Origin of the sequence: Edaphosphingomonas laterariae, assembly GCF_900188165.1 — a bacterium.
GTDB classification, from domain to species: domain Bacteria; phylum Pseudomonadota; class Alphaproteobacteria; order Sphingomonadales; family Sphingomonadaceae; genus Sphingomonas_E; species Sphingomonas_E laterariae.
Map to the genome: position 1 here is coordinate 1 of NZ_FZOS01000005.1, position 13,741 is coordinate 13,741.

Below are 13,741 nucleotides of genomic sequence, written 5' to 3' on the forward strand. Positions count from 1 at the left end.
CCCGTTACGACAAGCTCGCCGCCAACTTCCTCGGCTTCGTCAAACTCGCCAGCATCATGCTCTGGATCAAATAATTAAATCGTCACTACAGCCTAGAGCATTTATTCGACCCGACTGCGTCGGCTCGAATGCTCTAAACTTTTGGTTTGCCGCGTTTTCCGAGTCAGCAGATGATTCCACCTGCTTGGAAAACGCTCTAAGGTTGGCGTTGGCCGTGCCACTGGGAGGATGATCATGACGGACCGCAAGCTTCACCCCGAAACGCTCGCCCTGCACGCCGGCTGGCGCGCCGATCCGGCGACGGGGGCGGTGGCGCCGCCGATCTACCAGACGACATCCTACCAGTTTCGCGATGCCGATCATGCGGCCAGCCTGTTCGCGCTTCAGGAACTTGGCAACATCTACACCCGGATCGGCAACCCGACGACGGACATCTTGGAACAGCGGATGGCCGCGCTTGAGGGCGGGGCCGCCGCGCTTGCCGTGGCGTCGGGCCAGGCGGCGTCCGCCTTCGCCGTGCAGAATCTCGCCCGCGTCGGCGATAATATCGTCAGCGGCACCGATCTTTACGGTGGCACCTGGAACCTGTTCGCCAACACGCTGAAGGATCAGGGCATCGAGGTCCGCTTCGTCGATCCGGCCGATCCGGAAGCGTTCGCCCGCGCCAGCGATGAACGCACGCGCGCCTGGTATGTCGAAACGCTGCCCAATCCTAAGCTGGTCGTCTGCCCGATTGCCGAAATCGCGGCGCTCGGCCGGCCGCTGGGCATTCCGCTGATCGTCGACAATACGGCGGCACCGCTGATCGCTCGTCCGCTCGATCATGGTGCCGCGATCGTCGTTTATTCGGCGACCAAATATATTGGCGGCCATGGCACCTCGATCGGCGGCATCATCGTCGATGGCGGCAATTTCGATTGGGGCGCCTTCCCCGAACGCCAGCCGCTGCTCAACACCCCCGATCCCAGCTATCATGGCGCGATCTGGAGCGAGGCGGCGAAGCCGCTGGGGCCGATCGCTTACGCCCTCCGCGCGCGCACGATCCTGCTGCGCGATCTCGGTTCGGCGCTGTCGCCGTTCAATGCCTTCCAGATTCTTCAGGGGCTGGAAACGCTGGCGCTCAGGATGCCGCGCCATTGCGAGAATGCGTCGAAGGTCGTGCGTTTCCTGAGCGAGCGGGCGGATGTGGTTCGGGTCATCCACCCGTCGCAATTGTCGGGCGCGCAGGCCGATCGGGCGTCGCGCTATCTGCAGGGCGGTTTCGGCGGCCTCGTCGGCTTCGAACTCGCGGGCGGCCGCGATGCCGGGCGGCGCTTCATCGACGCGCTCGAACTCTTCTACCATGTCGCCAATATCGGCGATGCCCGCAGCCTTGCCATCCACCCCGCGACGACCACCCATTCGCAGCTTTCGGCGGAGGAGCAGAAGGCGACGGGCGTGTCGGAAGGCTATGTGCGCCTGTCGATCGGGATCGAGCATATCGACGATATTCTCGCCGATCTCGGCCAGGCGCTCGACAAGGCTTCGGTCTGATCGGGGCGGCCTGATCGGGGCGGCCTACCAGCGCGGCCTGATCAGCCCCGGCGCCCTTTGGGGCGCAGGTGGCGGAGCAGGCCGCGATCGCCCATCGCCTCGAACATGTCGTCGGGATTTTCGGGGTCGAGCACCTCATTGTCGGCGAGCCATGCTTCCACGTCCGAAAGGTCGGGCGGCGCATAAGGCACCAGCCTGCGCCTCCGGTCGCGCGCATTGCTGCGGCCGGTGAAGCGCAGCTTCTCGATCGTCGCGATGATCGATCCGGTTCCAGCGATGCTCGCCGCCACCGCCGCTTTGCTTGTGCCGAGATGTTCGGCCAGCAGATCATCGCGGATCGCGGCGATCGCGTCGCCCAGATCGTGATGGCCGTCGGTCGCCCGGTTGATCGCCCGGTCGATCGCGACGTCGCATTCCGTGTCCAGCCGCATCGAACGGTTGTTCATGTTGGACGATCCCACGCGCAGGATCATGTCGTCGACGATCAGGATCTTGGCGTGGACGTAGATGGGCGCGCCATCCCGCGTGACGGGGTGGTAAAGGCGCAGGCGATCGTGCCGGTCGTGGTGGCGCAGCGCCTGGAACAGCCGCGCGCGGGCAGTATCCATGGCCAGCGGCTCCAGCCAGCCTTCGGCGCTTTCCGGGTTGACGATGACGATCTCGGGACCGTCCTTTTCGGCAAGGCGTTTCGCCATGGCCTGCGCGATCCGCCGTGACGCGAAATACTGGCTTTCGGCGTAAATGAACCGCCGGGCGCGGGCGATATGGTCGAGATAGAGCTGTTCCACCTCCCACCGCGCGCGCTGGCCCGGCATCCTGGGTATGGTGCGCGCGATCGTCACGTCGACATCGTTGAACTGCGGCGCCAGCCCTTCCGGCCAGCAATCATGCCGGGCCCGAACCGCCGTCAGCGGCTTGCCGCCCGCCCGCTTCCAGCGATCGCGGGCGAGCTTGCCGAGCAGTGCAGCGGCAGGCCCTTCGATCGCGCTCGTCGCGTCGTGCCATGGGCCGTAGGGCGATCCATCGGGGTGGATGCGGTGCGGCGCCTCGTCCGCATGGTCGCGCGTGTCCCAGCGGCTGTCGGTCATGTCGATGCCGCCGCAGAATGCGAAGCAATCATCGATGACGATGATCTTCTGGTGATGCGATCCGCCGGTCGGGTGATGGCCGTCCAGCTTCACGGCGATGCGGGGATGGGCCATCCATTTCGCAACGGTGAAGGCGGTCTTGCCGCGAAACAGCGATTTGATCGCGCCCATGTCCCAGCGCAGCAGGTTCACTTCCAGTTCGGGCTTCTGCTGGACCAGCCAGTAGATGAAATCGCCGATCATGTGGGGTGGTTCGCCGGCCGCAGCCTCGCTGTCCGGTGCAAGATCGATCCGCGCATCGAAATCCCAGCCGATCAGCAGGATGCGCCGCCGCGCCTTGAGCATCGCGGCGCGGGCATGGCGGAAATAATCGGCGGCATCGACGATGATGCTCATGCGCGTCGCGCGCGCGACCCGGCCGATGCTTTTCGGGGTGGATGTCATGACGTCATTGGCGGGTGCGGACCGGTTGGAATGCAGGGCTGAGAGAGTTTTGCCGTTGCCCGTTGGGAACTCCAAACTCGCTCTGTCGTTCCCGCGATGATCAACTGTGCGAGGCGCGGGTGGAAGCGGACCGGAACATGACCTCCTTCCGACGACCTGACCCCCGGGAAACGGTTGCCGGGGATGGCGGGGGCAGGCATGCCCCCGTGTCGCAGGACATGGAAGCGATCTTTGGCAAGAAGGGCGCCACGCTGCCGCCCTTGCCAACCATCCAGCGCCCGCGCGCCCGCCCTATCGTCATCCGGCCGGGTGCAGCTGACGATGATCGCGGAACCGGCTGGCGGCTTGCCGGGGCGGCCGCGCTGGCAACGCTTGTCGCCGCCGTCATCACGATTACCGCGCAACGGCAGGATGCCGGGCAAGATGCGGCGCCGTTGCCGCCCCGACAGGAAATCGCGGCGCGGGATGTGGGTGCGCCCCCTCCGCAGCCGCAGCCCGAGCTGGCACCGGCGCCGGTCGCATCGGTCGAGCCGCCGGCCCCCGAACCCGTTGCGGTGGTCGCCGCATCCGCATCGCCGCCGGCCAAGAAGCCGCCCGCTCGGCCGGCGCGGGCCAAGCGCAAGGCCGCGTCCAAAACGGAGCAACTGGCCGATGCCAGCCCGTCGCAGCCCGCGCCCGTGGCCGTCGCGGCCGCGCCGGCCCAGCCGCGTTGCGAGGGGATGACGGCCAATCGCGAGGCGTGGTGCCTCCGCCCGGCCGTGCTGGAGGCCGACAAGGATCTGCGTGCGGCCTATGCCAATGCCATCAATATCGGCGTCGCGCGCTCAACGCTTAGTTCCTATCGCAAGCGTTGGGCGAAGCTGCGCAAGCAATCGTCCGATGAGCCGCGCCACCTGATCGGCAGCTATCGGGCCATGACCGAAGAACTGGCCCTGCTGAGCACGCAGGCGCGCGCGGGGCGTTAGGCGGATGGCGCTGCAAGGTCTTCATACCGCCGCTTCGCAGACGCCCGCCAAAGGCGGCCGCAAGGTGGATGGCGGGCTGGTCTATGCCATTGGCGATGTGCATGGCTGCTATGATCAGATGCGCGGCCTGCTCGCCCGGATCATGGCCGACGTGGCGGAACGCGGCGCGGGGCGGCGCCCGATCGTGATCTTTTGCGGGGATTATGTCGATCGTGGGCCCCGTTCGTTCGAGGTGCTCGATGCATTGTGCTGGTTGCAGCGCCGCGCCGATTTCGAGCTTCATCTGCTGAAGGGCAATCACGAACAGGCGCTGCTCGATTTCCTGACCACACCCGAAGATGGCGACGAGTGGCTCGAATTCGGCGGGCTGACCACGCTCGCTTCCTATGGCGTGGAACCGCCCCGCGCCGCCGCAGGGCCGCAGGATTATCAGCGCGCGCGCGATGAGCTGCTGGATAATATGCCCGCCGCCCATCTGCGGTTGCTCGATCAGCTCGAACTGATGGTCAGCCTTGGCGACTATGCCTTCGTCCATGCCGGCATCCGCCCCAATTGCTCGCTCGACCGGCAGGTCGAGGACGATCTGCTTTGGATCAGGAGCGACTTTCTGGATGCCACCGGCCCGCATGAAAAGGTGATCGTCCACGGCCATAGCTGGAGCGGCGAAAACCCCGATATTCAGGCGCATCGCATCGGCATCGATACGGGTGCCTATCAAACCGGCGTGCTGACGGCGCTGCGGCTGGAGGACGGCCAGGTCGAGCCGATTCAGTTTCGCACAGGCGCCGGCGCTTGCTGAGGCCGATCATGCCGCAGGCGTGACGGCAAGGCGTTGGCGCTCGGCAGGAAGTGGCGTCCCGCACGGAACCTTTTCGTTGCGCCTGCGTCCCCCAACAGGCGTGCATGTGAACAGATTCCGGGAATTGTCGATGAAAGCCGCCGTGGACGGGGGGGCGCTGCCCCTTCCACCAGCCGATTTGCTGAGCGATGCTAGCCTGTTCATCGACTTCGATGGCACATTGGTCGATCTGATCGATCAACCCGATCAGGTGGTGGCGGACGACGCGCTGATTGCCTTGCTTGCGCGCCTGCTGGATCGCCGGGCGGACGGGCTCGCCCTCGTCAGCGGCCGGTCGATCGAACAGCTCGATCGCATGCTGGGCCCGATCGCGCAGCGGATCGCGCTGTCGGGAAGCCATGGTTGCGAACATCGGTGGAATGGCATCCTGGCCCACCCGGTGCGGCCGGCTGCGCTGGATGATGTGGAGGATCGGCTGAGGGGCTTTGCCGGCGCGCATCCGGGCGTCGTCGTCGAACCCAAGAGCTTCGGCGTGGCGCTGCATTATCGTCACGCGCCGGCGGCCGAGATCGCGGCCCACGAACAGGCGCGCCTGCTGGGCGAGATGTTCGGCCTGGCGGTGCAGCCGGGCAAGATGGTTGTCGAACTGCGGGTGCCCGGTGGCGACAAGGGGGCGGCCGTCCGGCGCATGATGGGGCGCCCGATCATGGCGGGCACGAGGCCGATCTTCATTGGCGATGACTGGACGGATGAGGCCGGTTTTCAGGCGGCGTCCGATCTTGGCGGCTTCGGTGTGCTGGTCGGCCCGCTGCGGGAAACGGCCGCGCTTTATGGCTTGCCGGACAGCGCCGCCGTGCGCGCCTGGCTGGGTGGGGAAGGGGCATGACCGCGACGCTCGATCTCTGGCCGATCGGCAATTGCCAGGTTTCCGCGCTGATCGATCGGCGCGGGCGCTTCGTCTGGGGCTGCCTGCCGCGCGTCGACGGCGATCCGCTGTTCAGCTCGCTTCTGGACAGCCATCCGCCCGCGGCCGAAGGCGCGCGCGGGTTTTGGGAAATCGATCTCGAAGACTGCGCCGAAACCCGGCAATCCTATCTCCGCAACACGCCCGTGCTGGTGACGCGGCACGATGACGGGTGCGGCAATGCGATCGAGATCATCGATTTCTGCCCGCGCTTCGCCCGGCGGGGACGGATGTATCGGCCGGTTGCCTTCGTCCGCATCGTCCGGCCGCTTTCTGGCAGTCCGCGTATCCGCGTGCGCCTGCGCCCGGCGCGCGATTGGGGGGCGGAAGCGACAGGGCGGACGCGCGGGTCCAACCATGTCCGTTATCTGCTGGCCGATGGCGCCGTCCGGCTGACGACGGACGCGCCCGTCGGCTGGATCGAGGATGAACGGATGTTCCGGGTGGAACGGCCGCTGCACTTCTTCCTCGGCCCCGACGAAAGTTTCGCCGATGATGTGCGCGTCGCGACCGAACAGATGCTCGATCGCACCGTGCTGCAATGGCGGCGCTGGGTGCGCGGGCTGGCAACCCCGGTGGAATGGCAGGAAGCCGTGATCCGCGCGGCGATCACGCTGAAGCTGTGCCAGCATGAGGAAACCGGCGCGATCGTCGCGGCGCTCACCACATCGATCCCCGAACATGCCGATTCCGGCCGGAACTGGGACTATCGCTACTGCTGGATCCGCGATGCTTATTATACCGTGCAGGCGCTCAACCGGCTGGGCGCGCTCGACGTGCTGGAAGGCTATCTCGAATATCTGCGCAACATCGTCGACAATGCGAAGGGCGGGCATATCCAGCCGCTCTATGGCGTGGGGGGCGAGGCGCTGTTGACCGAGCGGACCGTTCCGGCGCTCGATGGCTATCGCGGCATGGGGCCGGTGCGTGTCGGCAATCAGGCCTATGAACAGATCCAGCACGACGCTTACGGCCAGATCATCCTGTCCAACGTGCAGGCCTTTTTCGACCAGCGCCTGTTCCGCGTGGCGGGCGTGGAGGATTTCGCCGCGCTGGAGCCGATCGGCGAACTCGCGTGGGACGTGCACGACAAGCCCGACGCCGGCTTGTGGGAATTGCGGACGCGCAGCCATGTCCACACCTATTCGGCGGCGATGTGCTGGGCGGCGTGCGACCGGCTGGCCAATGCGGCGGAGGTGCTCGGCCTCGAAGATCGTCGCGCTTACTGGCAGGCGCGCGCAGCGGCGATCCGGGCGAAGATCGAGGACAAGGCATGGCGGCCGGCCACCGATCGCCTGTCCGCCACCTTTGGCGGCGACGATCTCGACGCCAGCCTGATCCAGCTGCTCGACCTGCGTTTCCTGCAACCCACCGATCCGCGCTTCCACAGCACGCTGGTCGCGGTGGAAGATGGGCTGCGGCGCGGCAGCCACATGCTGCGTTATGCGACCGAGGATGATTTCGGCCTGCCCGAAACCGCGTTCAACGTCTGCACCTTCTGGCTGATCGAGGCGCTGGAGGCGACCGGGCGGACGGCCGATGCCCGCGCCTTGTTCGAGGAGATGCTGAGCCGGCGGACGCAGGCGGGGCTGCTTTCGGAGGATATCGATCCCGTGACCGGCGAACTTTGGGGCAATTATCCGCAAACCTATTCGCTGGTCGGGATGATCAACTGCGCCGTGCTGCTCAGCCGCCCGTGGGGGTCGGTGCGATGAGCCGCCTGATCGTGATTTCCAACCGGGTGCAGCCGGCCAATGGCGAAGGGGCGGGCAATCAGGGCGGGCTGGCGGTGGCGCTTTCCGCCGCCTTGCGCGAAAGCAACGGCATCTGGTTCGGCTGGTCGGGCGAGGAGATCGAAACCTTCACCGGCCAGCTCAATTTCCAGCGGCATGATGGCGTGGCGACCGCGACGGTCGATCTCGGCGCGCAGGACATCGAGGAATATTATAACGGCTTCGCCAACCGCACGCTGTGGCCGCTATTCCACTATCGGATCGACGTGGCGGAATTCGAACGTGGTTTCGCCGGCGGCTATGACCGCGTCAACGCCCGCTTCGCGGAAACCGTGCATCCGCTGATCGAGCCCGACGATCTGATCTGGGTGCATGATTATCACATGATCCCGCTTGGCGCAGAGCTGCGCGCGCGGGGCGTGCGCAACCGGATCGGCTTCTTCCTCCACATCCCATGGCCGCCGATGCGCCTGCTCGCCGCGCTGCCCAATCATCGCCAGCTCGTTCAGGCGATGCTCGCTTATGATGTGATCGGTTTCCAGACGCGGGATTGGCTGGATTCCTTCCTCGATTATGTGCGGGCCGAAATGCCCGACGTGCGGATCGAGGCCGATGGCAGCCTGTTCGTCGGCGAACGCGCGATTCGCGTGATCGCCTGCCCGATCGGCATCGACACGGCGGCGTTCCGGGCGAGCGCGCGCGAGCCCGAGGCGGTCACCGCCTTCGAACGGATGCGCGCCAGCGCCAATGGCCGCGATCTCATCGTCGGGGTGGATCGGCTGGATTATTCCAAAGGGCTGCAGGAACGCTTTCTCGGCTACGAACGCTTCCTGTCGTCCCGGCCGCAGGCGCTGGGCCGCGTGTTCCTGCTCCAGATCGCGCCGCCCTCGCGCGAGGATGTGCAAAGCTATCGCGAGATTCGTTCGGCGCTGGATGGGTTGTCGGGGCGGATCAACGGCGAGTTTGCGGACGTGGAATGGGTGCCGATCCGCTACGTCAATCGCGGCTATCCGCGCGATCGGTTGGCCGGCATCTATCGCGCGGCGCGGGTCGGGCTGGTGACGCCGCTGCGCGACGGGATGAATCTGGTCGCCAAGGAATATGTGGCCGCGCAGGACGAGGATGATCCCGGCGTGCTCATCCTCTCGCGCTTTGCGGGCGCGGCCGAACAGATGGGTGAGGCGCTGCTCGTCAATCCGCACAGCGCCGAGGAAATCGCCGACGCGATCAGCCAGGCGCTCGCCATGACGCGGGCCGAGCGCCAGCGGCGCTGGCGTGCGCTGATGGATGGCGTGGAGGAACGCGACGTGCTCTGGTGGCAACGCTGCTTCCTCTCGGTCCTTGCCAGTGGGGGGAAGGCGACGGTGGACGCCTGACACGCGACAGGCAGCGGCGGCGTTGCTAGGCTGGCGGGTGGCCGCATTGCTTCGGGGCGTGGATTTGACGATGACACGAAATTCGGTGGTGCCGCGCGTCGGCCCGCTCAAGCTCAAGGCGCAGATATTCTGCGGCGACGAACCGGCGATCGGCCCCGGCAAGGCCGATCTTCTCGACGCCATCGATCGCGAAGGATCGATCTCGGCCGCCGGCCGCGCGCTCGGCATGAGCTATCGTCGTACCTGGCTGCTCGTCGACAGCATGAACCGTTGCTGGGTGGAAAAGCTGGTGGATACCACCGCCGGCGGCAGCCGCGACCGCGGCGCCCGGCTTACCGATTGTGGCCGCACGGTGCTGGCGGCCTATCGCGATCTCGAACGCCGGCTGATCGCGGTGGCGGGGGCCGGCGGGCTCGATCCTTTCCTGCCGCTGCTGCGGGATGCGCCGTTGCCGCCGGCGGCCACCACGCCCACGGCCTGACCCTTCCATGACCGGCCGATCCTCGCCGCTGGCGCTGCGCGTCGATCGCTGTATATGTAGAAATATAACAGTGCGTGGGGCAGCATGACTCGATTGATCGGCCGCTTGCTTGCGTTGGTTGCGTTGCTTGGGGCGGCCTGTTCGCCTGCTGCGGCTGAAGTGAAGCCGCCTCTGGTGCTTGCGGCTGCCAGCCTTCAGGAATCGCTGACGGCCGCCGCCGCCGCGTGGAGCGCGAAGGGCCATGCAAGGCCGGTGCTGTCCTTTGCGGCGTCCTCGGCGCTGGCCCGCCAGATCGGTTCGGGCGCGCCGGCCGATCTCTTCATCTCGGCCGATGAGCCGTGGATGGACGACGTTGCGAAGAAGGGATTGATCCGGCCGGGAACGCGCGTCTCGTTCCTGCGCAACCGGCTGGTCCTGATCGCGCCGGCGGCGCGGCCGGTGAAGCTGGCGATCCGCCCCGGCTTTCCGCTGGCCAGCGCACTCGGCAGCCAGGGGCGGCTCACCATGGCCGATCCCGATGCGGTGCCGGCGGGCAAATATGGCAAGGCGGCGCTCACCCGGCTCGGTGTGTGGGCATCGGTCGAGCCCCGCGTCGCGCGCGCCGAAAATGTGCGCGCAGCACTTGCCCTGGTCGAACGGGGTGAGGCGCCGCTGGGCATCGTCTATGAAACCGACGCCCGGGCTTCGCGCGCGGTGGCGATCGTCGGTGCCTTCCCGGCGGATAGCCATCCGCCGATCACCTATCCGCTGGCGCTGCTGAAGACCGCCAGCAGCCCCGATGCGGAAGGCTTCCGCCGCTTCCTGCTGTCGAGGCAGGGCAGGGCGATCTTCGCCCGCTACGGCTTCGTGGCCAAATAGCGTTGCTGGGGCTGGCGCCGGACGATTGGGAGATCATCCGCCTCTCGCTCAAGGTGAGCGCGGTGGCGGTGCTGGTGACGTTGCCGATCGCCTTCGGCCTCGCCTGGCTGCTGGCGCGCATGCGGTTTCCGGGCAAGTTTCTGGTCGATGGCCTCATCCATTTGCCGCTGGTCCTGCCGCCGGTGGTAACCGGCTGGATGCTCCTCCTCGCCTTTGGCAATAACGGTCCGCTTGGCCGCTTCTTCGAACAATGGCTGGGCATCACCTTCATGTTCCGCTGGACGGGCGCGGCGCTGGCGGCGGCGGTGATGGCGCTGCCGCTGATGGTCCGCGCCATCCGGCTTTCGATCGAGGCGGTGGATCGCCGGCTGGAGGGCGCGGCGCGCACGCTGGGCGCCAGTGCCCTGCGCACCTTCCTCACGATCACCGTGCCCTTGTCGCTGCCCGGCGTGCTTGCCGCCACGGTGCTGGGCTTTGCCCGTTCGATCGGTGAGTTCGGGGCGACGATCACCTTCGTTTCGAACATTCCCGGCGAAACCCGGACGCTGCCGATCGCCATCTACACCGCGTTGCAAATGCCCGGGGCGGAAGCGGTGGTGACGCGTCTGGCGATCATCTCGGTCATCCTCTCGCTTGCCGCGCTGGTCGCGTCGGAGGCGCTGGCCCGCCGGTCGGGCCAAGGGCAGGGCGGCCATGTCCTTTGAGATCGACGTCACGCGCCAATTGGGCGACGCGGCCGTGCGCCTGTCGCTGCGCGCCGATGCCGGGCTGACGGCGCTGTTCGGTCCATCGGGGGCGGGCAAGACCAGCGTGCTCAACATGGTCGCGGGGCTGTTGCGGCCCGATGCCGGCCGGATCGTCGTCGACGGCGAACTGCTGTTCGATAGCGCGACGCGGGTCGATCTTCCGCCGGAACGGCGACGGATCGGCTATGTATTTCAGGATGGGCGCCTATTTCCGCACAAGCGGGTGCGGGCGAACCTCGTTTATGGCGAACGGCTGGCCGCGCCCGAACATCGCTGGATCGGGTTCGACGATGTCGTCGCCTTCCTCGGCATCGGCCATCTGCTCGATCGCTGGCCGCGCACCTTGTCCGGCGGGGAGGCGCAGCGCGTCGCGATCGGCCGCGCGCTGCTGTCCGCGCCGCGTTTCCTGCTGATGGACGAACCGCTATCGTCGCTCGATGCCGCCCGGCGCGAGGAGATCATGAGCGTGATCGAGCGTGTCCGCGATGAACTGCGCCTGCCGATCCTTTATGTCAGCCACGATCGCGCGGAAGTGGACCGGCTGGCGACCACGATCGTCCCCATCGGCCTTTGATCAGGCAGGTTTCGGGGCGGCCAGATAGCGCGCCAGATTGCCCATCGCCTCATCCAGCATCGCTTGCAGGAAGCTCGGGAAATCGCGGTCGGCGGACAGGAAGCTCAACCCTTCCAGCGGCTCGCAGGCCAGCGTCCAGGTAACGCGCGTGCCGCCTTCGGGAAGCGGATCGAAGGTGGTGAGTTCGATCTGCGCGGCGGCCAGCGGTTCCGTCGCCTTGTTGATGATATAGCCCCAGGCGCGCGGCTCGTCCCAGATCACCATGGTTTCGTCATGGGCGCAGCCCGCTACCCACGACTTGCGGATCATGCCGACGCCGGGGGCGCCTTCATGGACCACGCGTTCGACATGCGGAAACCAGTGCGGCCAGCTGGCGGGATCGCAAAACGCGTCCCACACGGCCTGCACCGGCGCATCGATCGACGAGACCGTGACATAGCGGGTCGGCGCCGTATTCACGAAATCCGGGCCGACGGCGCGGAAATCGAACCATTGGGCCGGGGCGGACTGGGGAAGATCGTCGCTCATGCGTCAATGCTGCGGGATCAGCGCGGCGCTGTCCACGCCGCGATGGTTGACGAAACGGCCAATGCGGTTTGAACTGGCCATAACGACCATGTTTCGCGAAAGCATGGCGGGGGAGATGGGGATGCTTCTATCGACGATGCCGCCGCAACGGCACGGGTTGGCGCCATGAACTGGGCGCCGCGGGATGGCCATGGCTGGCGCCAGCTCGTCCGGCGGATCGCGCGCGCCACGCGCGATCCCGACCGGGCGGAGGATCATCTGCACGCGGCCTATGTGCGGCTGGCCGAATATCGGTCGCGCTCCACGGTGGCCAATCCGGCCGGTTTCCTCGTCCGCGCGGCCGCCAATATCGCCGTGGATGATTCGCGGCGGCGCTGGGTGCGCGGCGAATATGGGCCGCAGCCGGGCGACATCGCCGAATTCGCCGACAATGGGCCGCTGCAGCTTGAAATGTTGCAGCTTCGCCAGCGGCTTGAACGGGTGCGCCTTGGCCTTGATGAACTCAGCCCACGCACCCGCCAGATATTCCTGATGCACCGGATCGAAGGCTTGAAATATCGTGAAATCGCCGAACAGCTCGGCATCACCATGAGCGCAGTGGAAAAGCATATCGCCAAGGCCGCCTTGTTCCTGGCCGAGTGGACGGAAGGTTGGTGACGTGACGGACCCGACACCTGCCCTTTCCCGGACAATCAAGGCGGAGGCTGCCGCCTGGCTCGCGCGCCTGCGCAGCGAGGATCGCGGCCCCGAGGACGAGGCCGCCTTCCGCGCCTGGCTGGCCGAGGATGCGCGCCACGCCGCCGCCTTCGATCTCGTCACCAATGCGTGGGAGATGGTGGGCGGCCTCACCCATGAGGTCGCCGTCGATGAACCCGTGGAGCGGACGGGGATGAGCCGGCGAACGGTGCTCGCCGGTGTCGCCGCGATGGTCGCGGTAGGGTCCGGCTATCTCTACCAGCGTGGCGCGGGGGCGGATCATTATGCGACCCAGCTTGGCGAACAGCGCCGGGTAACGCTGGCCGATGGCTCTGCCGTCACGCTCGATACCGAGACGGAGATCCGCGTCGCCTTCCACGATGATCGGCGCGAGATCGAATTGCTGCGCGGTCGCGCCCATTTCGATGTCGCCAAGGATGCCGCGCGCCCGTTCCGCGTTACCGCGGGCGGGCGGGAGGTGGTGGCGATCGGCACCGCCTTCGATGTCGCGCGGCGCGAGGATGAAGTGGCGGTGCTGCTGGTCGAAGGGCGGATCGCGGTGCGTTCCCCCGGCGTGGCGGCGGCCTATCCCCGGCCGGGCGAACGCATCGTGATCGATCGCGCCAATGCCATCCATCAGGAACGCCCCGACGTGCAGCGCGCGACTGCGTGGCAGGTCGGCCGGGTGATCTTCGACGATCAGCCGCTGGCCGCCGCCGTGGCGGAGATGAACCGCTATAATCGCAAGCCGCTGGTCGTTACCGATGCGGAGCTCGGCGCGTTGCGGGTCAGCGGCACTTACAGCACGGGCGATTCAGAAGCCTTCGCCCGTTCGATCGCCAGCCTGCTGCCGGTGGCGGTGCATTCCACCCCGCAGCAGATCCTCATCGAACCGCTGGCGCAAGAATCGGAACAATCGAGCTGAGGAAAAATCGCGTTCGCACGTCACCGCTCCG

The 13,741-nt window shown here is 66.8% G+C and carries 14 protein-coding genes; 12 read left to right on the top strand and 2 right to left on the bottom strand.

Annotated features, from left to right (window positions below; genetic code table 11):
• Positions 1-234 precede the first annotated feature (234 nt).
• Positions 235-1,533, top strand: coding sequence for an O-acetylhomoserine aminocarboxypropyltransferase/cysteine synthase family protein (locus tag CHB74_RS06070; protein ID WP_089218925.1), 1,299 nt, complete (start codon positions 235-237; stop codon positions 1,531-1,533).
• 41 nt (positions 1,534-1,574) lie between these two features.
• Here the strand turns inward: CHB74_RS06070 and CHB74_RS06075 are convergent, their stop codons facing one another.
• Positions 1,575-3,065 (bottom strand): phospholipase D-like domain-containing protein, encoded by a 1,491-nt coding sequence (locus CHB74_RS06075; RefSeq protein WP_089218743.1) that lies wholly within the window; start codon positions 3,063-3,065, stop codon positions 1,575-1,577.
• Positions 3,066-3,283: 218 nt separating this feature from the next.
• Here CHB74_RS06075 and CHB74_RS06080 point away from each other — a divergent pair, with 218 nt between their 5' ends.
• From CHB74_RS06080 to modC, 9 genes are all read left to right on the top strand, one after another.
• Complete coding sequence (locus CHB74_RS06080) at positions 3,284-4,030, top strand: hypothetical protein (RefSeq protein WP_089218744.1); 747 nt, start codon at positions 3,284-3,286, stop codon at positions 4,028-4,030.
• 4 nt (positions 4,031-4,034) lie between these two features.
• Positions 4,035-4,829: a metallophosphoesterase family protein gene (locus tag CHB74_RS06085; RefSeq protein ID WP_089218745.1), complete on the top strand. Its 795-nt coding sequence runs from the start codon at positions 4,035-4,037 to the stop codon at positions 4,827-4,829.
• 178 nt (positions 4,830-5,007) lie between these two features.
• Complete coding sequence (otsB, locus tag CHB74_RS06090) at positions 5,008-5,715, top strand: trehalose-phosphatase (RefSeq protein ID WP_089218926.1); 708 nt, start codon at positions 5,008-5,010, stop codon at positions 5,713-5,715.
• On the top strand, positions 5,712-7,508 hold the full coding sequence (locus CHB74_RS06095) for a glycoside hydrolase family 15 protein (protein ID WP_089218746.1): 1,797 nt from the start codon (positions 5,712-5,714) through the stop codon (positions 7,506-7,508). Before otsB ends, CHB74_RS06095 begins: the two co-directional genes overlap by 4 nt.
• Entirely contained in the window at positions 7,505-8,902 is a 1,398-nt protein-coding gene (locus CHB74_RS06100; RefSeq protein ID WP_089218927.1) for an alpha,alpha-trehalose-phosphate synthase (UDP-forming), read from the top strand. Before CHB74_RS06095 ends, CHB74_RS06100 begins: the two co-directional genes overlap by 4 nt.
• Positions 8,903-8,972: 70 nt before the next feature.
• Positions 8,973-9,383, top strand: coding sequence for a winged helix-turn-helix domain-containing protein (locus tag CHB74_RS06105; protein WP_089218928.1), 411 nt, complete (start codon positions 8,973-8,975; stop codon positions 9,381-9,383).
• Between the two features lie 84 nt (positions 9,384-9,467).
• Positions 9,468-10,241 (top strand): molybdate ABC transporter substrate-binding protein, encoded by a 774-nt coding sequence (gene modA, locus CHB74_RS06110; RefSeq protein WP_089218747.1) that lies wholly within the window; start codon positions 9,468-9,470, stop codon positions 10,239-10,241.
• A 5-nt stretch (positions 10,242-10,246) separates the two neighbouring features.
• Entirely contained in the window at positions 10,247-10,945 is a 699-nt protein-coding gene (gene modB / locus CHB74_RS06115) for a molybdate ABC transporter permease subunit (protein ID WP_179220743.1), read from the top strand.
• Positions 10,935-11,561, top strand: a complete 627-nt coding sequence (gene modC / locus CHB74_RS06120) for a molybdenum ABC transporter ATP-binding protein (RefSeq protein ID WP_089218749.1) — start codon at positions 10,935-10,937, stop codon at positions 11,559-11,561. Before modB ends, modC begins: the two co-directional genes overlap by 11 nt.
• On the opposite strand, the gene CHB74_RS06125 is transcribed toward modC, so the two are convergent.
• A complete protein-coding gene (locus CHB74_RS06125; protein WP_089218750.1) occupies positions 11,562-12,089 on the bottom strand; it encodes an SRPBCC family protein in 528 nt (175 codons plus the stop codon). It abuts the gene before it with no gap.
• A 165-nt stretch (positions 12,090-12,254) separates the two neighbouring features.
• Between CHB74_RS06125 and CHB74_RS06130 the strand changes: the two genes are divergently transcribed.
• Together CHB74_RS06130 and CHB74_RS06135 are read left to right on the top strand one after the other, a co-directional pair.
• Positions 12,255-12,746 (top strand): sigma-70 family RNA polymerase sigma factor, encoded by a 492-nt coding sequence (locus tag CHB74_RS06130; protein ID WP_089218751.1) that lies wholly within the window; start codon positions 12,255-12,257, stop codon positions 12,744-12,746.
• A gap of 1 nt (position 12,747) precedes the next feature.
• A complete protein-coding gene (locus CHB74_RS06135; RefSeq protein ID WP_089218752.1) occupies positions 12,748-13,710 on the top strand; it encodes a FecR family protein in 963 nt (320 codons plus the stop codon).
• The last annotated feature ends 31 nt before the right edge of the window (positions 13,711-13,741 follow it).